Origin of the sequence: Streptomyces sp. KL116D, from assembly GCF_030766975.1 — a bacterium.
Taxonomy (GTDB): domain Bacteria; phylum Actinomycetota; class Actinomycetes; order Streptomycetales; family Streptomycetaceae; genus Streptomyces; species Streptomyces longispororuber_A.
Genome location: NZ_JASERH010000027.1, coordinates 157,880 through 179,411, shown reverse-complemented (window position 1 = coordinate 179,411; position 21,532 = coordinate 157,880). Strand labels below are relative to the sequence as shown.

Annotated in this window: 15 protein-coding genes; 14 read left to right on the top strand and 1 reads right to left on the bottom strand. The window is 72.2% G+C overall.

The features are described from left to right. On the bottom strand, window positions 1-1,020 hold a 1,020-nt coding region (locus RBJ77_RS09470), incomplete at its 3' end, for a DUF4139 domain-containing protein (protein ID WP_372344532.1). A 309-nt stretch (window positions 1,021-1,329) separates the two neighbouring features. On the opposite strand from RBJ77_RS09470, the gene RBJ77_RS09465 reads away from it, so the two are divergent. The 14 genes from RBJ77_RS09465 (at window position 1,330) to mnhG (ending at window position 21,529) form a co-directional block, all read left to right on the top strand. After that, a complete protein-coding gene (locus tag RBJ77_RS09465; RefSeq protein WP_372344531.1) occupies window positions 1,330-2,166 on the top strand; it encodes a cyclase family protein in 837 nt (278 codons plus the stop codon). After that, entirely contained in the window at window positions 2,163-3,812 is a 1,650-nt protein-coding gene (locus RBJ77_RS09460) for a thiamine pyrophosphate-binding protein (protein WP_372344530.1), read from the top strand. The genes RBJ77_RS09465 and RBJ77_RS09460 overlap by 4 nt, the downstream gene beginning before the upstream one ends. Before the next feature lie 644 nt (window positions 3,813-4,456). After that, window positions 4,457-5,626 (top strand): hypothetical protein, encoded by a 1,170-nt coding sequence (locus tag RBJ77_RS09455; protein ID WP_372344529.1) that lies wholly within the window; start codon window positions 4,457-4,459, stop codon window positions 5,624-5,626. Beyond that, window positions 5,623-6,657, top strand: coding sequence for an AAA family ATPase (locus tag RBJ77_RS09450; RefSeq protein WP_372344528.1), 1,035 nt, complete (start codon window positions 5,623-5,625; stop codon window positions 6,655-6,657). The genes RBJ77_RS09455 and RBJ77_RS09450 overlap by 4 nt, the downstream gene beginning before the upstream one ends. A gap of 56 nt (window positions 6,658-6,713) precedes the next feature. Then, window positions 6,714-10,874, top strand: a complete 4,161-nt coding sequence (gene fxsT, locus RBJ77_RS09445) for an FxSxx-COOH system tetratricopeptide repeat protein (RefSeq protein ID WP_372344527.1) — start codon at window positions 6,714-6,716, stop codon at window positions 10,872-10,874. Window positions 10,875-10,915: 41 nt separating this feature from the next. Beyond that, complete coding sequence (locus RBJ77_RS09440; protein WP_372344526.1) at window positions 10,916-12,088, top strand: hypothetical protein; 1,173 nt, start codon at window positions 10,916-10,918, stop codon at window positions 12,086-12,088. A gap of 23 nt (window positions 12,089-12,111) precedes the next feature. Further along, window positions 12,112-13,161: a caspase family protein gene (locus RBJ77_RS09435; RefSeq protein WP_372344525.1), complete on the top strand. Its 1,050-nt coding sequence runs from the start codon at window positions 12,112-12,114 to the stop codon at window positions 13,159-13,161. A 318-nt stretch (window positions 13,162-13,479) separates the two neighbouring features. Continuing rightward, on the top strand, window positions 13,480-15,132 hold the full coding sequence (locus RBJ77_RS09430; protein WP_372344524.1) for an HEXXH motif domain-containing protein: 1,653 nt from the start codon (window positions 13,480-13,482) through the stop codon (window positions 15,130-15,132). A 27-nt stretch (window positions 15,133-15,159) separates the two neighbouring features. After that, the gene (locus RBJ77_RS09425) at window positions 15,160-18,063 is read left to right on the top strand and encodes a Na+/H+ antiporter subunit A (RefSeq protein WP_372344523.1); all 2,904 of its coding nucleotides are present in this window, start codon (window positions 15,160-15,162) and stop codon (window positions 18,061-18,063) included. Further along, a complete protein-coding gene (locus tag RBJ77_RS09420) occupies window positions 18,060-18,635 on the top strand; it encodes a Na(+)/H(+) antiporter subunit C (RefSeq protein ID WP_372344522.1) in 576 nt (191 codons plus the stop codon). Before RBJ77_RS09425 ends, RBJ77_RS09420 begins: the two co-directional genes overlap by 4 nt. After that, the gene (locus RBJ77_RS09415; RefSeq protein ID WP_372344521.1) at window positions 18,632-20,206 is read left to right on the top strand and encodes a Na+/H+ antiporter subunit D; all 1,575 of its coding nucleotides are present in this window, start codon (window positions 18,632-18,634) and stop codon (window positions 20,204-20,206) included. Before RBJ77_RS09420 ends, RBJ77_RS09415 begins: the two co-directional genes overlap by 4 nt. Then, a complete protein-coding gene (locus RBJ77_RS09410; protein ID WP_372344520.1) occupies window positions 20,203-20,823 on the top strand; it encodes a Na+/H+ antiporter subunit E in 621 nt (206 codons plus the stop codon). The genes RBJ77_RS09415 and RBJ77_RS09410 overlap by 4 nt, the downstream gene beginning before the upstream one ends. After that, the gene (locus RBJ77_RS09405; protein ID WP_372344519.1) at window positions 20,820-21,161 is read left to right on the top strand and encodes a monovalent cation/H+ antiporter complex subunit F; all 342 of its coding nucleotides are present in this window, start codon (window positions 20,820-20,822) and stop codon (window positions 21,159-21,161) included. Before RBJ77_RS09410 ends, RBJ77_RS09405 begins: the two co-directional genes overlap by 4 nt. Further along, window positions 21,158-21,529 carry a monovalent cation/H(+) antiporter subunit G gene (mnhG, locus tag RBJ77_RS09400; RefSeq protein WP_372344518.1) on the top strand — a complete coding sequence of 124 codons (372 nt, stop codon included), beginning with the start codon at window positions 21,158-21,160 and terminating at the stop codon, window positions 21,527-21,529. Before RBJ77_RS09405 ends, mnhG begins: the two co-directional genes overlap by 4 nt. The last annotated feature ends 3 nt before the right edge of the window (window positions 21,530-21,532 follow it).

Sequence of the window (21,532 nt, the reverse complement as noted above, 5' to 3'; positions counted from 1 at the left end):
TCCGGACGTGTCCGCCTCCTCCGCCGCCACCGCGTACCCGTACGCGGAGCCCACCGAGTCCGGGCCCCCGCGCCGCGGCGTGCTCGGCCGCGGGCCCGCCGCCTCGTACCCGGCGAAGAGCGCGCCGAGACCCGCCGGCGGCTCGCGCCAGCCGGACGGCGCGGGCACGGGCTGCCTGCGTCCGATGCGCACCGAGTGCAGCCGCGGCACCCCGGTGGGGCGCCGCAGATCGGCGGTGGACAGGCCGATGCGCACGCCGGTCCAGTCCTCACCGGTGCGCTGGGCCACCGAGGCGCGCAGCACGAGCCGTCCGCCGTCACCGTCCTGACGGTGCGTCAGCCGGTAGGAGGGCACCCAGATCGCTCCCGGTACGCGGTACTCGACCTCGACCTCGGCGCGGGCGTCCGCCGCGGCGGCACCGTCCAGGGTGAGGACGGCCGAGACCGTGGTCCGTACGGGCGCCGACGGCCGGTCCGTGGAGGCGCGTTCGAGGCGGTCCGTGGCGACGTCGAGGTCGTGCGTGACCCGGCGGAGCTCCTCGTCCAGCTCGACGAGTCCGGCGTGCAGCACGGTCAGCCGCCCGTCGACGAACTCCGCGAGCCCGAGCCACGCGTCGACGGGCGTGCGCCGGTGCGGATCGTCGCGCTTGCGGGGCGGGGGGACCGGGCGCAGCGCCGCGACCTCGTCGATCCGCCGGGCCTGCCGGCCCCGGCGGGCCTCCACGGCAGCTTGCCGCTCACGCAGCGACTCGACCTCGCGGAGCAGGTCGGGGGGCGCGTCGGGCGCGGCCGGTTCGGCGTCGACGACGACCCGCGCCTCGGTGACCCGTACACTGGACGACCCCACGACACGGGCCCGCAGAGACCCCGGCTCCAGCACCCGGGGCAGCCCGCTCACCCGCACCCGGCCGTCGCCCGGCACGGTGCCCCGGGCCAGCCGCACGCACACGGCACCCCGCGCGTACACCACCACCGACGTGAGCTCCGAGCCCCACGGTTGCTCCGCCCCAGCGTCCGTCATCGCGATTCCCTCCCCCGTACGGCACCGGACACGGCCCCAACTCCGGCTCCGTGTCCATGTCCGGCTCCGGCTCCGGCTCCGGCTCCGGCTCCGGGGGAAGACTACGCGTTGATCTTCGCGCGGGAGGGGCTCGGACGAGAAGCGGGACTGTCCCACGGGGCGCAGGGACCACGCTGAGTCCATCGGATGCAACCAGATGCAACCAGATGCAAGCGGACGGAACCGGATGGGAGCGGATGGAAGCGGAAGGGGCCGCCCCGTGCCCGCCGGACGCTTGTGCGGCCCCTCCGATGGCTTCAAGATGCAGGCATGTCTGAGCCAGCGGCAGCGCCCGCAGCAGCGCCGGGATCCTCCACGCCCTCCGTACTCGCCGCCCTGGTGGCCGGGTTGAGGGGTGGCGCGATCGAAGTCGTCGACCTCACCGCGCCGTTGTCGTCCACGACGCCCGTGCTCCAGCTGCCGCCCCAGTTCGGGCAGACGCAGGTCTTCGAGCTGGAGGAGATCAGTCGGTACGACGATCGGGGGCCTGCCTGGTACTGGAACAACTTCCGTACCGGTGAGCACACCGGTACCCACTTCGACGCCCCCAACCACTGGGTGACCGGCCGGGGGCTCGCCGACGTCGCGTCGGTGCCCGCCCACCGACTGGTCGCTCCCGCCGCCGTGCTGGACTTCACGGACGAGGTCGCCAAGGACCCCGACTTCCTCGTCGAGGTGGAGCACGTCCACGCCTGGCAGAACCGGTACGGCGCGCTGCCCGACGGCGGCTGGCTCCTCGTCCGCACGGGATGGAGCAGCCGCTCGCACGGCCAGGAGGCGTTCCTCAACGCCGACGAGAACGGCCCGCACACGCCCGGCCTGTCCGCCGCGTGCGCCCGCTGGGTGGCCGAGGAGTCGCCGGTGATCGGGCTCGGCGTGGAGACGGTCGGCACGGACGCGGGCGGGGCGCACGGCTTCGATCCGCCCTACCCCTGCCACTCGTACCTCATGGGCAGCGGCAAGTACGGCCTGACGCAGCTCCAGAACCTGGCCGGCCTGCCGCCGACCGGGGCCGTCGTGATCGCGGGGCCGCTGCCCATCGTCTCCGGATCCGGGGCGCCCGCACGCGTCCTCGCCCTCGTGGAACGCGCGGGGCAGCCGTCGTGAACGTCGCCGAGGCGGTCGGCCGGGCCCTGGTCGCGGCCGGGGTCGGGCAGGTCTTCGGCGTGGTCGGCTCCGGAAACTTCCACGTCACGAACGCGATGACGGCGGCGGGCGCCCGGTTCGTCGCGGCCCGCCACGAAGGCGGCGCCGCCACCATGGCCGACGCGTACGCCCGGGTCAGCGGCACCGTCGCGGCGGTCAGCGTGCACCAGGGGTGCGGGCTCACCAACGCCCTCACCGGGATCGGCGAGGCCGCCAAGAGCGGCACCCCGCTCGTCGTGCTCGCCGCGGAGGCCACCCGGCCGCGCTCCAACTTCCATGTGGACCAGGAGGCGTTGGCGCGGGCCGTCGGGGCGCACAGCGTCCGGGTGACGACGGCCGCCGACGCCGTCGACCGGGCCTGCGCCGCCGTGCGCCGCGCCGTCCACGAGCGGTACACGGTCGTGCTGAACCTTCCGCTCGACGTCCAGACCCAAGAGGTCACGGACCCGGCCCGGGCCCTCGCGGCGGTCGTCCCGCCCCGGCCGCGCCCCGCCGCCGAACCCGCCGCGGACGACGTCGCGGCGCTCGCCGGGATCCTTGCCCACGCCGAACGCCCCGTCCTCCTCGCGGGCCGCGGCGCGCGCGGCGCCGGCGCCCGCGAGGCCCTGGAGGCGCTCGCGGAACGCTGCGGGGCGCTGCTCGCGACGTCGGCGGTGGCCCGCGGCCTGTTCCACGGCAATCCGTGGTCGCTCGACGTGGCGGGCGGCTTCTCGTCACCGCTCGCCGCCGAACTGATCGAGGGCGCCGACGTGATCGTGGCCTTCGGCTGCTCGCTCACCATGTGGACGACTCGGCACGGCCGGCTCATCGGTCCCGGCACGACCCTGGTCCAGGTCGACGACGACCCCGCCGCCCTCGGCGCCCACCGGCCGGTCCACCTCGGGATCACCGGCGACACCCGCCGCACCGCGGACCGGGCCCTGGCCGCGCTCGGGGAGCCCGACGGCCCCGGCTACCGCACCCCCACCACCGCCTTCGCCCTCACCTCGCGCCTGCGCTGGCGGGACGTCCCGTACGCCGACGAGAGCACCCGGGACCGCATCGACCCGCGCACGCTCAGCATCGCCCTCGACGACCTGCTGCCCGCCGAGCGCGTCATGGGCGTCGACTCGGGCAACTTCATGGGCCACCCGACGATGTACCTGGCCGTCCCCGACGAACAGGGCCTCTGCTTCACGCAGGCGTTCCAGTCCATCGGCCTCGGCCTCGCCACCACGATCGGCGCGGCCCTGGCCCGCCCCGACCGGCTCGCGGTGGCCGCGCTCGGTGACGGCGGCGCGCTGATGAGCGCCGTCGAGCTGGACACGGTGCGCCGGCTCGGACTGCCGATGGTGGTCGTCGTCTACAACGACGACGCGTACGGCGCCGAGGTGCACCACTTCGGCCCCGACGGATTCCCGCTCGACACGGTCGAGTTCCCGCCCACCGACATCGCCGCCGTGGCCCGCGGCTACGGCTTCGAGGCGGTGACCGTCCGCACGCCCGCCGACCTGAAGGCCGTACAGGACTGGGTCACGGGCCCGCGTACCGCGCCGCTGCTCATCGACGCGAAGGTGGTGCGGGAGCGGGGGGCGTGGTGGCTGGAGGAGGCGTTTCGGGGGCACTGAGGATCGCCACCGCCGGCGGTCCCGACAGAAGGAAATGTTTCAACTGTCTTATGAGGGCAGGGAGTTCATAGATGTCGAGCCTCTGACGCGGATCTTACTGGCCGTCAAATCCCATGCTAGTTTCGGAGAAAGCTCCGGTCGGAGCGCCGAAACGTGGGGGACGTCCGGTGACTGACGCGCGACACGGGTGGGGCGATGCGGAGCGTGACCGGTTCGTGGGCACCATTGTCGACGGACTGGCGCGATGCGAATGGCTCAGCAATTCCGAGTCCCGGCGTTCGCTCGCCGACAGCCTGGGACTTCCGCCGCATCTCCTCGACACGTCGCTCTCCACATTCCGGGTCGAACTCGCGAAGCGGATCAGCCTCCGTCCCCTGGAGCTCTCGGCCATTCTGGTGCAACGGGTCACGTGGTACAGCCCCGAGGACGGAGATGCGCTCCGCGAGCGGATCGGTCCTCATCTGATCGCTCTCACGGACGTGAAGCCCCAGCACGCCCTCAGACCGGCCGGGACGAACGACCGAAGATTGAACCACACCGTCGGAGACGTCTCGTTCGAGAGCGACGCCGACGGGGCCTGGCGCACCGCAGCGCCTGCCGTTCCCGTACTGCCACCCCCCTTGGCCCAGGACGTCCATCACCGTGTGACAGCCCTCCTCGCTCAGGAGTCGGGTCTGGACCTGAACGACCTGCGTGAGCAGATCGGCTACGAGCTCGACATCCTCGTGCCCAGGGAGCCGGCTACAGTGCTCGGCCTCTTCGAAGCGCTGCTGGAATGCAATGCGCCGTCCGACCGGGTACTGCCCGCCGTCGTCGCCGTGGAATGGGTGGCGCTGCGCACCCGGGACGAACAGGCCGCACTCGCCTACCGCGCCTGGGCCGAGGAGTGGGCGCGGTCCCAAGGCTGCTTACCCGCGTTGGGCCGCCGCCGGGCGAGGCGCGAGGCGCGACGATCGGACCCGAACATCCCTCGCTGTCTGCTCATCATGGTCGAGCCGTCCTCCGACGGCACCGACGACGTGACCGTCCGGTACTGGATCAACGGACTGGCCGGACAGTGGTCACCCCGTGCCGGAGACGTCATCGTCACCAGTCTGGACGGTCTCGGTCAGGCGGTGCAGAGCGCTCTCGTCCAGGGCGAGTACCTCTGGGACCCGGCTCGCGCCGACTCCGGCGGTCAACTGCCGCCCTTCGTCGAGTTCATCCTTCCCTACCGGATGCTCAACCACGACGTCGCCCGCATCGAGATCGACACGGACGGCCCGGGAGCGACCCCCATCGGCCCCCGCTACTGCGTCCACCTGCGCAGCCTGGACCGGTTGCGGCGCTACGCCAGCGATCCGATCACCACGAACCGATGGCGCGCCCGCTGGCGCGAACTGCACGAGCACGGTCCTCATCTGCACCACTGGACCCAGGCGGACGATGTTCCGCTCGATCATTGGGCCGCTTCGCTCGCCCACCGTCCGCACGGCGCCGCCCCGTTCACAGCCCTTGCCATCGACGCCCCGCGCCGGGGGAGCACCGGGCTGGCCGCCCTCAAACGCGCCATAGCCGAGGGCTACGGCCTCGCCCTGTGGGACCGGCGCGGAGACCTCGAGCCGAGGACGCGCGAGACCCTCACCGAACTGCTGAACAGCACAGCCTCATCGCATGGCCTGCCCCGCCGCATCCAGGCGATGCGCATCCGGGCCGAGGCCGATGCCAGCGGCGAGGCGTTCCTCGGCCGGCACGTCGCCTGCCTCTGGGACGACCCGGAACGTGTCGTCGACTGCCAGGCCACCCACCCGTCTGCCGAGGAGGCGTACGGATGACCAGCAAGTCCACGGGCTCTGCCGATCGGTGGCGGGTGTTTCACGCCACGGGACACGCACCGTCCGGCCCACCCGTCCCCCTGCCCAAGCCGCCGCCCTGGCGCCAGTTCCAGGGCGTCCCGCCCGACAGCGATCCCGACACCTGGGACGTCGGCGCCGCCCGCAGGCTCGGTGCGAACAAGTCGGTCGCCCAGTTGGGCGAGGCCGAGATCGATGTGGTCAACGCGGCGATCCTGCTGCGTCGTCCGCTGTTGGTGACCGGCCCTCCCGGCATCGGCAAATCCACGCTCGCGTACCTGATCGCCCGTGAGGTCGGGCTGGGCCGGGTGCTGCAGTGGAACATCGTCAGCCGAACGGTCCTGCGCGGTGGCCTGTACGAGTACGACGCCCTGGGGCGTGCCCAGACCGTCGCCCAACTCGCCTCTCCGCGCCGCGTGGAGACCGATCAGGTGCCGCCCGCCGATCTCGGTGAGTTCATCACCCTCGGCCCGATCGGGACCGCACTCCTCCCGGCCCGGCGACCGCGCGTCCTGCTGGTCGACGAACTCGACAAGAGCGACATCGACCTGCCCAACGACCTCCTCCACGTACTGGAGAACGGCAGCTTCGACATCCCGGAGCTGGTCCGCAGCAAGGATGCCGAGGCCACGGTCCACACCGACGACCCCGGTGGCACCGCGACGATCCGACGCGGGCGCGTCGAGTGCGCCGAGTTCCCGGTGGTCGTCATCACCAGCAACGGCGAGCGGGACTTCCCGGCCGCGTTTCGTCGTCGGTGCCTGCCACTGGAGATGCAACCGCCCAGCGCCGAACTGCTCCTCGCCATCGTGGAAGGTCACCTGCGCCACCGCCCCGACGGGGTGGAGGCACTGGTCGACGAATTCGCGCTGCGGCTGGGCAGCGGTGGAACCCACTCGGTGGACCAACTGCTCAACGCGGCCCAGCTCATCACCCACCACGGGTTCCCCAAGGGCCAGCAGGGTCGCCTCCTCATCGAGACGCTGCTGCGCGATCTGTCCAAGGCGCAGTGATGGCCGTCCGCGGTGGTGCGCCGGAGCACGGTCATCGGCCCTCGGACGACACCCCCGTGGACCTGCACTGGACCGATCTCGCCGATGCCGCGTGGCTCGGAGCTCACTGGATCGCCGCCGACCGCTCCCTCGACGAGCAGCCGGTGCCGCCGGCTCCGGCGCAGGCCCCCACGCGCTCCGGCGGGCCGCCCGAGCAGGAACCCACCACGCGGAAGCGTGAGGGCGATCAGCCTCCGGTCGGCTCTCCCGGCGCCCCCGGTCCCGAGCCCGTGGCGGACGCGCACCCCCACGTTCGTCCCGACCCGCGGGGTGACGTCGAACTGGCCCTCGGACGCCCGCGCCCGGAGCGGAGGTCCTCCCCGGGCCCGGCCGTCGGCCACGGCCCGCCGCTCGCGCGGGCCCTGCGCCGGCTCGCCCGCCGCCGACCGTCGCCGCATGCGAACGAACTGGACGAGGAGAGCACCGCGGAACGGAGCCTCGACGGCGCGGCCTGGATGCCCGTGCTGTGCCCCGTCCCCGAGCGCGCCCTCGATCTGGTCATCCTGGTCGACGCCGCCGCCACGGTGCGGGTGTGGGAACGCGAGACCCGGCAGCTCGCCGAGCAGGCGGCCCAGGCGGGAGCATTCCGCGACGTGCGCACGGTCTCCGTGGTCCTGCCTCCGGACGGCCCCGCCACCCTGTTGCGTCCGGGGGGCCGCAAGGCATGGCCCGCCGAACTGCTCGACGGCCGGGGCGAGCGCGTCTTCCTGCTCGTGACCGACGGCCTGGCACCGGGCTGGGCCTCACGCACCGCCGACAGCCTTCTCAAACGCCTTGCCACGTCGGGACCGACGGCGATCGTTCACCTGCTCCCCACGCACCTGCGTCACCGCTCCGCTCTGCGGCCCTGGCCGAGCCTCCTCGCCGGCAGTGGCTTCGGCCGACCCAACAGTGCGCTCACACACGTCTCCGACGAGGACATCGACGATCCACTGCGCCCCTCACCTGCCATGGACGCCGGCGTGATCCCCGTTCCGGTGCTGAGCCTCAGGGCGCCCTCGTTCGCGGGATGGGCCGACCTCGTCGCCGGCGACACCGGCGTGCACCGTGCCTGCCAGGTCGTCCACACCGGGGCACTCGCCAAGGAAGCACCGGCGCCCGGGCTCCAGTACTCCGCGGACAGTCCGGAGAGCGCGGTGCGCGCCTTCACCGCACTCGCCACGCCCACCGCCCGGCGGCTGGCCTCACAACTCGCCGCCGTGCCCGCCCATCTCGACACCATCCGTCGCATCCAGCGCGTCGCACTGCCGCAGTCGGGCCCCGAGCATCTGGCCGAGATCATCATGGGCGGACTCCTCGACTGGTCGGCGCAGGACGCGCTCGGCGTGGACTTCGCGCCCGGGGTCCGGGAGGCACTCCTGGCCGGCGGGACCAGGACCGAGCTGGCGAGTGTCGTCGCGCATCTCGCCCAGACCCCATTGGGGGCCAAGGACGGGGCCGCGGTGCGCCTGCGGGCGGCGATCGCGGCGCCGGACGACGAACCCCTACCCGATCCCCGCGGCACGGACGAGGCCTGGATCCGTCTCGAACTCGCCGTGCTCGAGGCGCTGTCCGGCCCGCACGTCGAGCGTGCCCGACGGCTGCGCACCGCGATCGAGCGCCCGTCCCCCTCCTCCTCGTACCGGCCCCCCGTACGGAAAGGCAGCAGCGCCATGGACCCCGAATCCTCCCGGCTCGCAGGCGGCCGCCACGGGCAGCCGGGCATCAAAGGGCCCATGCCGCCTCGCAACGCCCACTTCATCGGTCGTGAAGACCTCCTGACAGCCGTAGCCGACCAGTTGCGCGAAGGGGAGCTGGCCGCCGTCCTGCCGCACGCCCTGCACGGCACCGGCGGAGTCGGCAAGTCGCAGATCGCCATCGAGTACGTCTACCGCCACCAGCACGAGTTCGACATCGTCTGGTGGATTCCGGCCGAGCAGCAGGGCATGGTGCTGTCCTCCTACGCGGATCTGGCCCGGGTCCTGGGGCTGACGGTCGGTCCACAGCCCGGCACCGCGGTCCCACGCGTCCTGGAGGCACTGCGTGACAGCGACCGCTACGGCCGGTGGCTCCTTGTCTTCGACAACGCGGAGAACGTCGAGGGACTGCGTCCGTTCATCCCGACCAGCGGGCACGGCAAGGTCATCGTCACTTCACGCAACCGGGCGTGGGAGAACGTCGCGACCTCCCTAACTGTCGACGTCTTCCGCCGGGACGAGAGCGTCGCGCTCCTGCAGCGCCGGTCGGCCGACCTGTCTCGCGATGACGCCACCCGACTCGCCGAAGCGTTGGGAGACCTGCCGCTCGCCGTCGAACTCGCCGCGGCCTGGCACTCCGCCACCCAGATGACCGTCGCCGCATATCTGGACCTTCTCGAAGAGCACCGCACGGCCCTGGACACCGGGAGTCTCACGCGTGAGTACCCACTCGCCGTAGCCGCTGCCTGGCGCATCACTCTCGGCCATCTGGAATCATCGTCCAACGGCGTGTACCAACTCCTGGGCGTGTGCGGCTGCCTCGCGGCCGAACCCATCCCACTGAGCATCTTCCGCAGCGGCGGCCGCATCTCGGTCAGCCCGGCTCTCGATCCGATCCTGCGGGACCCCATCCGTCTGTCCCGCGCCATCCGTGAACTGTCCAAGTTCTCCCTCATGCGTGTCGACCACCGGCGCGACACCATCCAGATGCACCGCCTCATGCAGAGCATCCTGCGGGCCACCACCGAAGAGTCCGAACAGGAGCGTCTGGTCACGGCGGCTCACGCGCTGCTGGCCTCGGCCAAACCGGCGGGCAGCCCCTCGTCACCCGGGCACTGGGACGGCTACAAGGCCCTCCTGCCCCACGCGATCGGCTCCCAGGCGGTTCGCAGTTCGGACGGCTGGGTTCGCGATCTGATCGCGAGCCTCGTCTACTACCTCTACTACTGGGGCGATCACGATCAGGCCCTCGCCCTGGCCGGTGACGCCTGGCGGCACTGGAACGAGGACCCTGTCCAGACCAACACGCTCGTCATCCAGATGGGCAAGCTCTACGCCTTCTGCCAGCGGCTGGTCGGCGTCGACCATGACCCGTTCGCACTCAACGAGCAGGCCCTCCTCATCTCCCGCCGTCCAGAGGTGCCGGAGGAGGAACTCATCGACTCGATGTGGCAGATGGCGGGGGCCCACCGCTACCGCGGTGACTTCGAGGCGGCACGCGAACTCGACCGGGAGGCCTTCCGGCGCGCGCGCGACCTGTTCGGCCCCGACGACCCGGACACGCTGAAGGCCGCGCACAGTTACGGCGTCTCCTTGCGTATGTGCGGCGATTTCCGGGCTGCCCTGACCCTCGACGAGGAGACGGCGCGACTGTGGGAGCTCGTCTACGGTCATGCGGACGGCTTCACCCTGAACACCCGGAACGGACTCTCCATCGACATCAGGGAGAGCGGTGACTTTCCGCGTGCCCGCCAGGCACAGGAGGAAGTCCATGCCGCGTACCGTGCCGCGTTCGGGTCGGAGAATCCGGCCACAGTCCGGGCAGCGCGTGACCTCGCGGTGTGCCGTCGCCGCGACGGCGCACTCGAAGCGGCATGGCAGCTCAGCGAGCGAGTCTTCGAGCTCTTCGTCGAGAAGTTCGGTCTGGACCACACCGACACACTGGCCAGCGCCGTCAATCTGATGGTCGATCGCAGGATGGGCGGCGAACTGCGGCGCTCCCGTGACCTGGGCGACGACACCTACGCCCGGTACCGCAACATCCTGGGGCAGGACCACATGTATTCGCTGATCACCCTGGGCAGTCTCGCTGCCACCCACCGCGCGCTCGGTGAGCTGGACCGCGCCGAGCAGTTGACGGACATGGCCGTAAACCGTCTGACTGCGACCGTGGGCCCCGATCACATCACCACGCTCGCCACCGGCGTGGGCCAGGCTGCCAACCTCCATCTGCGCGGGGAGCACGCCCCGGCGGCAACTCTGGAGCAGACCTTGTTGAGGCGTCTGGCCGACGGCATCGGCGAGGCCCATCCGATCACCTTCGCCCTGCATGCCAATCTCGCCACGGACCTCCTCGCCATGGGCCGCACCGAGGAGGCCGAGCGGCACAGCGAGACCGCGGTGCTCGGCCTGTCCCGGATCGTCGGTGCCGGACACCACTGGCTTCTGGCAGCAAGGGATCAGCGCCGGATCGAGTGCGACGTTCCTCCCATGCCCCTGTGACCCGCCGGGCCCGCCCTGCTGGAGGAAGGACCTCGCCGCCCATGACCACCGTCGTTCTCGTACACGGCACCGGAGTTCGCGAACCCGCCCTCACCGCCCTTCACCACCGCGTCGCGGACGGTCTCGCCCGAGTCGCTCCCCACGTGCGTCTCGTCGTGTACGACTGGGGCTCACGGCACGGCGCCACTCTCGCCGCGGACGGCATCAGCGTCCCCACGCCCCACGGACGGGCCCGCGGCGCCCTCGACTCCGACGAAGACGCCGTCGCCGCTTGGGAACTGCTGTACGCCGACCCGTTCGCCGAACTCCGGATCGCGGCATCACAAGCCGTGGAGGAGTTCGACGTTCCGCCCCACACGCAACCTCCGGACGCCGAACTCCGCACCCGGCTGGAGGAGTTGCTCCGGCGTGCGAACGAACTCGAAGCGGAACTGGAGCTGTCCGCGTACGGCGCCCACATCGGCGCCGCTCTCACGGCCCTGCTCCACTCACCACTCCCGGGGCGCGCCGCGCACGCGGCCGGCACCTCCGACCTGGCGCAACTCGTCGCCCGCGCCGTCGTCGCCCTGGCCCTCTCGGCCGCGACCGACGCCGATGACCCGCTCCCCGCCACCGGCTCGGTACGCGACTCCGCGGTCGCCGCTCTCACCCACGAACTCGGCGGACGCCCCGACGGATCGGAGCGCGGACCCAAACGGTTCGCCCTCAGAGCAGTCACGCCGATCGCCTCACGTGCCGTCGTGCGCCGCCGCGCGGCCCTCACCCGAGCCACCCATCCAGCGGCCGGCGACGTGCTGCGCTATCTGGCCCGTGGCGACGGCCACCGTTCCGGACTCGCCGACCTGATCTCGCAACTGCCAGCTCCTGTGGTTCTGTTGTGCCACAGTCTTGGGGGCATCATCGCGGTGGACACGCTCGTCACCCACCCGCTCCAGCAGGTCCGCCTCCTGGCGACGGTGGGCTCCCAGGCTCCGTTCCTGTACGAGACGGGGGCTCTGCCGTCCCTCACCCACCCGGCTCCTCTTCCCAGCTCCTTCCCGCGCTGGCTCAATTACTACGACCCCCGCGATCTCCTGGGCTTCGCCGCAGGCCCCCTCTTCCCCGGCCGCGCGACGGACGTCGTCATCGACAACGGCCAGCCCTTTCCGCTCGCCCACAGCGCGTACTGGACGAACCCTCGGCTCTACACCGTCCTGGCCGCGAGCCTGCCCTGACCTTCCTCCGGAACAGGAGCCCCGTGCCCACCCCGACCGTGCCACCCGACCGTGTACACGCGCTCGTCGTCGGAATCGAGCGGTACGCCGTCGGCGACCGCTGGACCCTTCCCGGTCCTGTCTGCGACGCCCTGCGATTTCGCGACTGGCTGCTCGGACACGACGTGCCCGAGGGCAACATCCTGCTCCACCTGGCGGCCGAGCCGGGCAGACGGATCGGCGTCGAGCACCGCCCCGCCGACCACGCCGACCTGCGCCACACCCTGGTCAACGAACTGCCTCGCGCAGGATCCGATCTGCTGTGGATCTGGTGGGGCGGACACGGCTTTCTCGACAGAGGTGACCGGCTTCGTCTCATCACCGCCGACGCGACCAGTCACGACATGCGCAACATCAACCTGGAATCCGTACTGGCCTACTACCGGACAGAAGCCGCCACTCGCCACCCGTCCCAGGTCTGGATGGTCGACGCCTGTGCCACCTTCGAGCGTGAACTGCACCTGTACGCGACACCGCCGGACGAGGAACTACCCATGGGGCGCCCGTGGGAGGCGCTCCGACAGATGGAACTCCGGGCAGCCCGCCGAGGGACCCGAGCGCTGAACGACCCGGTGGCGCGGGCCGGGCACTGGTCCACGCTGGTGCTCGGCCGTCTGCGGGAACTCGACGACGTCGGACGGCTTCCCGACGCCGCCTTCCTGGATGCGCTGCGGAACGACGTTCGCGAACGGGAACGGGCCGGAGCGCCTGTTCCCTGGCTCAGGTTGCGGGGCGCGAGTGGTGACTTCGACGTGGCACCCTCCGGAACCCGAGGAGGCGGCGAGTACGGCACGGCCGAAGAATGTGATGCCATGATCACCGATCTGGTCCGACGTGCCTGGGCCACCCGCCCGGAGAGCCGGCAGACGTTGGTGGACGCCCTCCCGAGCACGGTCCGGGACCAGATCCCGCGGGCCTCGGCCCCACGACACGACATCGTCACCATCGTCCAGGCCGCGGCGCGCATCCGAGGCGGACTCGCCGCGCTGCGACAGGCGGTGCGGAGGCTGGACGGCGACGCGGCGGCCCCATGAGGCTGACCGCGGTGCGCCGTTCTGCTAGCCTCCGCGTGCGCAGTGTGTACGCGTGGATACCAGTCATGGGTGAGCAGGCGTATCTCACGCTTCACTCAGTCCGCGAGCCTGAGGGAAGAGGTGAGTCACCGCAGTGCCCGTACTTCCCGATGAGCCTTCGGACTCCTGCCGTTCGGATCTTCCGGACCTTGCATCTGTGTCGTTCCGCAATTTGCGCAGCACGGCGCTCCCGGCTCCCGAGCAACGCCTGCTCGACGAGGTCCGTCGGCCCCGTTCCAATGCGACGGGCGGGTCGAACCCCGGCCGCGCGGAATGACCGTGGACGGTGCCCTCGGGTTCCCCGGCCTGACGCTCGCGAGGGACGACCTTCTGGCCCTCGCCGCCGGTGGCAGCACGTACGAGGCACTGGCGTTCCTCGAAAGCGGTGAGCGCACCCGGCGTCTGGTGTTGCTCAAGGAACTGCTCACCGCCCTCGAAGACACGCCGGGTCTCGTCGGCCCCCTCGGTTCCTGGACCGTGGCCTGGGCCCTCCTCGAACGCGCTGCGGCGGCAGACCCCGACATCGCGGAAGACCTGCTGACCGGCCCCCAGACCGGCAGCTGGCTCGCCCACACCCTGCGCCGGCTCAACGGTCAGACCGGCGCGGCCCCGCTGTGGTCGGACATCGGCCGCCTGTTCGTGCTGGCCGGTACGGCCGCGCTGCGCGCCGGAGTGGACGCCAGCCTGCCGGTACCGCTGCGGGACGGGACCCTGTCCCTGCCGGGCATCGGTCTGGCCCGACTCCCGGGCAGCCACCCGCCCCACGCCACAGGGTCCCTGACCCTCAGCCGAGGGCGTCTCACGCTCAGCGCGAACGGTGTCAACACGCCGCCCCTGTCCGCTGCCTCGGCCACCGGACCCCACTGGCAGCCCCTCCGGTTCCTCCAGCCGGGGCGCGTGCAGCTCGACGACATCGATCCCTATCGGGATTTGGACGAGCCGGTACCGGCCCAGCCGCTCGACGGCGTCGAGTTCGCGAAGTGGCAAGGGGCGTACGCCGATGCCTGTGGCCTGTTGCGAGACGCGACGGGCGGTGGTGAACCACTGGCGGCGGGGACGGTCGACGTCGCAGCCATCCGCACGATCGTCCCTTGGCGCAGGGGTCCGGAGCAGCCCCCGGGCGATGCACCCGTGCAACTGTCGGCATCGACCGGCGATGCCTACGCCTCGATGGTCATCTCGCGGCCCGACACCGGTCTCCAGCTCGCCGAGACCTTGGTCCACGAGTTCCAGCACAGCAAACTGGCCGCACTGCTGCACCACTTCTCCCTGGTCGACGACGACCGCACAGAGCGCTTCTACGCGCCGTGGCGCAGCGATCCACGCCATCTGACCGGCCTGTTGCACGGTGCGTACGCCTTCACCGGCGTAGCGGGCTTCTGGCGCCGCCGCCTTCGCGACGGCACAGCGGACCCGGAGGTCGCCGCCTACTACTTCGCGTTGCGTCGGCTTCAGGCGCGTCTGGTGGTGCGTACTCTCGCGCTGTCGGAGCGGCTGACGCCGCAAGGGCGGTGCGTGGTCTCGGGACTGGCCGACACGCTGGGAGCGTGGTTGCACGAGGAAGTCCCCGGCACTGCCCTGTACCGTGCCCGGGTCGCGGCCCGTCTGCACCGGACCGAGTGGCGGTTGCGCAACCTGCGGCCCCCGGACTTCAGTCCGGACCCGACCGGCGAAACCTGGCCCGATGCGCGCACCCACGGGTTCGCCCGTCCGACGCGCAGCCCGCGATCGGCGGATGAACTGCTGGCCGCCGGCCGGCCCGCGCAGGCCCTTCAGGTCTATCTTTCGGCTCCGGAATCCGGACCGTCCGTCCGGGCGGGCGCGGTGGTGGCCGCCGCCTGGGCGCGACCGGGGACGGAGTCGGCGCGTGCGCTGGCCCGACCTGAGCGGGTGTCCGGAGCTGACAACTTTTCGGCGCGTCCGTCCAGTTAGTCGCCTTTTTGCGGATATGCATGGTCCATGACCGTATTGGTCCTGGCCCACTTCGCCGTAGCCCTCTGCGCCGCCCCGCTCGTCCGCCGCGCGGGCCCGCGGGCCTTCGTCGTGCTCGCGCTGCCGCCCGCCGCCGCGCTCGGCTGGGCGCTGTGCCAGTGGGACGTGGTGACCGGCGGCGGGGCGCGGGACGAGTCGTGGACGTGGATCGAGGCGTACGACGTCGACGTGGCGTTCCGGCTCGACGCGCTCGGGCTGCTCATGGTGCTGCTGGCCGCCGGGGTGGGCGCCCTCGTCCTGCTGTACTGCGTGAGCTACTTCGCGCCGGGGACCCGGCAGTTGGGCCCCTTCGGCGGGAACCTGCTCGCGTTCGCCGGGGCGATGCTCGGGCTCGTGCTCGCCGACGACCTGATGATCCTCTACCTGTTCTGGGAACTGACGACCGTCCTGTCGTTCCTCCTCATCGGGTACGACAGCGAGAAGCGCGCGAGCCGCCGCTCCGCGCTGCAGGCGCTGATGGTGACCTCGGTGGGCGGACTCGCCATGTTCGTCGGGTTCCTGATGCTGGGTCATCTGGCGGGCACCTACCGGATCTCCCGCATCCTGGAGGCGCCGCCCGCGGCGAGCGGCACGCTCTCGGCGGCTCTCGTGCTGATCCTCGCCGGGGCGCTCGCCAAGTCGGCGATCTGGCCGCTCAGCATGTGGCTGCCGAACGCGATGGCGGCACCCACCCCGGTCAGCGCCTATCTGCACGCGGCGGCGATGGTGAAGGCGGGCGTGTACCTGGTGGCGCGGCTCGCCCCGGCGTTCGCGGACGTCGCGCCCTGGCGGCCGGTGCTGCTGACGCTCGGCACGGCGACGATGCTGCTCGGCGGCTGGCGTGCGCTGCGCCTCAACGACCTCAAGCTCGTCCTCGCGTACGGCACCGTCAGCCAGCTCGGCTTCCTGATCGTGCTCGCCGGCGACGGCACGTACAACACCGGGCTCGCCGCCGCCTCGATGATCCTCGGGCACGCCCTGTTCAAGGCGCCGCTGTTCCTCGTCACGGGCATCGTCGACCACGCGACCGGCACCCGCGACCTGCGGCGGCTCTCCGGCGTCGGCCGGTCGCTGCCGTGGGTGTGCGCGGTCGCCGCGGCCGCCGCCGCGTCGATGGTCGCGCTCGTGCCGATGCTCGGATTCGTGGCGAAGGAGGCCGCGTTCGACGCGCTGCTGCACGGCACCGTCGCCGAACGGTGGGTGCTCGCCCTGATCGTCGTCGGCTCCGCGCTCACCACCGCGTACACCCTGCGCTTCCTGTGGGGCGCCTTCGCCCGCAAGCCGGGCGTCCCCGACACCCCGGTGCACCGCGTCGGCCCCGCCTTCCTCGCGCCGCCCGCCCTGCTCGCCGTCGGCTGCCTGCTGCTCGGCCCGGGAGTCGGCTGGGTCGCGGACCTCTTCGAGGCGTACGCGGCCCAGTACACCGCCCCCGCGCACCCCTACCACCTGGCGCTGTGGCACGGCTTCGGGGCGGCGCTCTGGCTGTCCGTACTCGCCTGGGCGGGCGGCATCGCCCTCTTCGTCGGCCGCGACGCCGTGGTGCGCACCGGCCGGATGCTCGCCTGGCCCAAGGCCGACGAGTGGTTCGGCCGCACCGTCCTCGGCCTGGAGCGGACCGCTCTGCAGGTCACCGGCTCCGTGCAGAAGGGCTCGCTGCCCGCGTACGTCGCCACCGTCCTCGGCGTCATGCTCGCCGGCCTCCTCGCGGTCCTCGCCACCGACCGCCCCTGGCACGGCGTCCCCGCACCCCGCGCCTGGGACACCCCGTGGCAGGCCGCCGTCGGCGCGCTCACCTGCGCGTGCGCCCTGATGTGCCTGGCCGTGCAACGCCGGATGAAGGCGGCCGTCCTGGCCGGTCTGACCGGCTACGGCACGGCCCTCCTCTACGTCGTGCAGGGCGCGCCCGACCTGGCGCTCACCCAGTTCGGCGTGGAGACCGTCTCGACCGTCGTGCTGATCCTCGTCATGCGGCGGCTGCCCGTGATGTTCGGCGAGACGCTGCGCTCGTGGCGCCGGACGGCCGCGTTCCTGCTCGCGTTCGGCGGCGCCGCCGCGATCGCCTGCGCGGTGTGGCTGGCGGCCGGCGCGCGGACCGCGGACCCGGCCGGCGCCGCCATGACGGAGGAGACCGCCCACCACGGGCTCAAGGACGTCGTCGCGACGATCCTCGTCGACTTCCGCGCCTGGGACACGATGGGCGAGTCGGCCGTCCTCGCGGTCGCCGTCCTGGGCGTCACGAGCCTGCTCTACGTGCACCGCCGACAGGGCCCGGCACCGGGGCCGCCGCCCGCGCTGCCCGGCGGGGTGACGGCCTGGTCGCTGGCCTCGCGCGCCATCCGGGTGCCGGACGAGTTCCTGCAGACCGCGCCGGAACGCAGCTGGCTGACGGCCGGTGACACGCTCGCGCCCGAGCACCGCTCCGTCGTCTTCGAAGTGATCGCCCGGCTGGTCTTCCACCCGATCCTGATGCTGTCCGTGTACCTGCTGCTGTGCGCGGAGAACCTGCCCGGCGGCGGATTCGTCGGCGGGCTCGTCGCCGGAGTCGCCCTGATGATCCGTTACCTCGCGGGCGGACGCCACGAACTGGCGGCCGCCGCCCCGGTCCACCCCGGCTTCTTCACCGGACTCGGCCTCGCCCTGTCGACCGGCGTCGCGCTCCTCGGCCTCGCCGACGGGACGGTGCTGCACGCCTGGACCTGGCACGGACACCTGCCGCTGATCGGCGACTGGCACATGGGCACCGCCATCCTCTTCGACCTCGGCGTGTACCTGCTGGTCCTCGGCGTGGTCCTCGACGTCATCCGGGCCCTCGGCTCGAAGATCGACCAGCACACCGAGTACCGCGCCGGACTCGCGCTCGCCGGCGACGGCGCGGGGGAGGGGGCCCGGTGACCGTCAGCCTCACCCTGCTCGTCTGCGCCGTCGTCCTGACCTCCGCCGGCGGCATCCTCATCCACACCCGCAGCCTGACCCGGGTCCTCGTCGGCGTCATCGTCTGCGGCAACGGCGTCAACCTGTTCGTCCTCTCCACCACCGGCCGCGCCGGGGTGCCGCCGCTGCTCTACCCCGGGGTCCCGCACGCCCGCGTCACCGATCCGCTGCCCCAGGCCATCGTCCTGACCGCGGTTGTCATCACCCTCGCCACCACGGCGTTCGTACTCGCGATGGCGTACCGCAGCAGCCAGCTGACCGGCTCGGACTTCGTGCAGGACGACGTCGAGGACCGACGCGTCGTGCTGCGCGCCGAGATCGCCGCCGAGCGTGCCGAACTGCGCGAGCTGCACCGCGACGAGGGCCCGCGCGCCTGGCGCGACGAGCGCCGCGAGCAGCGCCACCGGATCCGCGCCGAGCGCGCCTTCCAGGCTCGCGCCCGGGACGCCCCCGGCGACCTGTGGGACGACATCCTCGGCGCGGACCCGCGCCCGCCCGCCACCCCGGAACGGCAGGAGAACGACCCCCGGTGAACGCCCTCGTCCCGCTGCCCGTCGTGCTGCCGCTGACCGCGTGCGGCCTGAGCCTGTTCATCGGGCCCCGGCTGCGCCTGCTGCACCGGATCATCGGCATCGGCGTGCTCGCCGCCGTCCTCGCCGTCGACGTAGTGCTGCTCGTCGAGGCCGACCGCACCGGGCCGCTCGTCGTCCACCTCGGCGACTTCGCCCCGCCGGTCGGCGTCACCCTCGTCGCCGACCGGCTCGCCGCGCTGATGCTGACCGTGTCCGGCGCCGTCACCCTCATCGTGCTGATCTACGCCCTCGGCCAGGACATGGCCGACCGCGAGGAGAGCGCCCCGATCGCCGTCTTCCACCCGGCCTACCTGGTCCTCGTCTCCGGCGTCTCGCTCACGTTCCTCGCCGGTGACCTGGTGAACCTGTACGTCGGCTTCGAGATCATGCTGATGGCGAGCTTCGTGCTGCTCACGGTGGGCGGCACCGAGCCGCGCCTGCGGGCCGGTTCGACGTACGTCGTCGTCTCCCTCGTCTCGTCCCTCGTCTTCCTCGTGGGCATCGCCGTCGCCTACGCCGCCGCGGGCACCGCCAACTTCGCGCAGCTCGCCGTCCGCCTCCAGGACGTCCCGCTCGGCGTGCGGACGCTGATCGAGGCGCTGCTGCTCACCGTGTTCGGCGTGAAGGCCGCCGCGTTCCCGGTCGCCGCCTGGCTGCCCGACTCCTATCCGACCGCGCCCGCACCCGTCACGGCGGTCTTCGCGGGACTGCTCACCAAGGTCGGCGTGTACTCGATACTGCGCGCCGAGACCCTGCTGTTCCCCGGCAACCGGCTCTCCGTGCTGCTGATGGCCGTCGCGTTCGCGTCGCTGCTCATCGGCATCCTCGGCGCGGTCGCCCAGACCGACCTGAAACGGCTGCTGTCCTTCACCCTCGTCAGCCACATCGGCTTCATGCTGTACGGGATCGCACTCGGCAGCCGGGGCGGCATCGGCGGCGCCATCGTCTACACGGCGCACCACATCACCGTCCAGACGACCCTGTTCCTGGCCGCGGGACTGCTGGAAAAGCGGTACGGGACAACGGAGTTGACGCGTCTCGGCGGTGTCGCCAGGGCCGCTCCGCTGCTGGCCGCGCTCTGGTTCGTGCCCGCGATGAACCTCGCCGGGATCCCGCCCCTGTCCGGTTTCCTCGGCAAGCTCGGCCTGATGCGGGCCGGTGCGGCCGACGGCGGCAGCGACGCGTACGTCCTGCTCGGCGCCTGCGCCGTCGCCAGCCTCCTGACGCTGTACGTGGTGGCGAAGGTCTGGAACCTGGCGTTCTGGCGGGCGGCGCCGTCCGCGCCGCCGCTGGAGGGCAGTGTGCTGGAGGACTCGGACGACTCGGCCGACGGCGGCTCGGGGACGGTCACCGCCGTCTGCGTCCGCACCACCGCGCGGGTGCCGCGCGTGATGACGGGGGCGACCGTCGGCGCCGTGCTGCTCGGCCTCTCGTACACCGTGCTCGCGACGCCGCTGACCGGTCTGGCGGACCGCTCGGCCGCCGAACTCCTCGACCGCACCCCGTACGTGGAGGCGGTGCTCGGCCAGTGAGAACCTCCGCCCCGAAGGCCCCCGCCCGGCCGCGCGCCCGCCGTCTCGACCCGCCGCTGATCGCCTGGCTCACCGTGATCTGGATGCTGCTGTGGTCGGGACCGACCTGGGGCAACCTCTTCAGCGGCATCGTCGTCGCGGTCGTCCTCTGCCTGGTCTTCCCGCTGCCCACCGTCGAACTCGCCCTGCGGCTGCGCCCGTTCGGCATCGTCCGGCTCACCGGATACCTGGCGTACGACATGGTGGTGTCCAGCATCACGGTGACCCGGCAGGCGCTGAGCAGGCGGTGGCGGCCCGCCGCGGTGATCGCCGTGCGGCTGCGCTGCCGCACCGACCTGATGATCGCGGCCACCGCCGTCGCCGTCTCCTGCGTGCCGGGCGGCGCCCTCGTCGAGGTGAACGGCTCGTCCGCCACCCTGTACCTGCACATCGACGACGCCGACGACTCCCGCGTGGTGGACCGGACCCGGCGTGACGTGTGGCGTCTGGAGGCGCTGGTCGTCCGGGCCTTCGGCACCCGCGAGGAGATCGACCGCGTCGCCGCGGACCCCGATCCCGTACCGCCGCCACCACCCGCGTCCCCCGCGCCGCCCGACGGAAAGGAGTCCCGGCCGTGACCACCGTGGACACCGTCCTGCTCGACCTCGCCCTCGCGGTGATCCTGCTCGCGGGCGCCCTGCTGCTGGTCCGCGTCTGGCGCGGCCCCTCCATGCTCGACCGCGCCGTGGCCGTCGATGTCGCGGCCGCCCTGATGGTGGCCGGCATCGGCATCCAGGCGGCCTCCACCCGGACCCGCTACTACCTGTCGATCATGCTCGTGATCGCCTTCCTCGGCTTCACCAGTTCCGTCGGCATCGCCCGTTTCATCGCGGTGCGCGACCGCCCGTCGACGCCCGCCGAGCCCACCGCCCGGCCCGCCGCCGAGCCTGGACCCACCCCCGAGGAGGGCCCGTGACCACCTGGCACCACGTCACCGACCTGGCCGGGGCCGCCCTGCTGCTCGTCGGCGCCCTGGTCTGTCTGAGCGGCGTCATCGGACTGCTGCGGCTGCCCGACGTGCTGACCCGCAGCAGCGCCGCCACCAACCCGCAGACCCTGGGCATCCTGCTGCTCACCGCGGGGGTCGCGCTGCGCCTGCGGTCCTGGGTCGACCTGGGCACGCTGGCCCTGGTCGTCTTCTTCCAGCTGCTGACCAGCCCCGTCGCCGCGCACCTGGTGGCGCGCGTCGCCTACCGCACGGGGCAGACCGGCGACGCGGCCCTGCTCTTCGACGAGCTCGCCGATTCGGACGCGCTCAGGACGAACCGCGACCCCGGTCCCTGACGG

Excerpts from the sequence above, each read along its gene's own strand:
- RBJ77_RS09440 (WP_372344526.1), top strand. The coding sequence starts at position 10,916 with ATGACCACCGTCGTTCTCGTACACGGCACCGGAGTTCGCGAACCCGCC.
- RBJ77_RS09425 (WP_372344523.1), top strand. The coding sequence starts at position 15,160 with ATGACCGTATTGGTCCTGGCCCACTTCGCCGTAGCCCTCTGCGCCGCC.
- RBJ77_RS09465 (WP_372344531.1), top strand. The coding sequence starts at position 1,330 with ATGTCTGAGCCAGCGGCAGCGCCCGCAGCAGCGCCGGGATCCTCCACG.
- RBJ77_RS09450 (WP_372344528.1), top strand. The coding sequence starts at position 5,623 with ATGACCAGCAAGTCCACGGGCTCTGCCGATCGGTGGCGGGTGTTTCAC.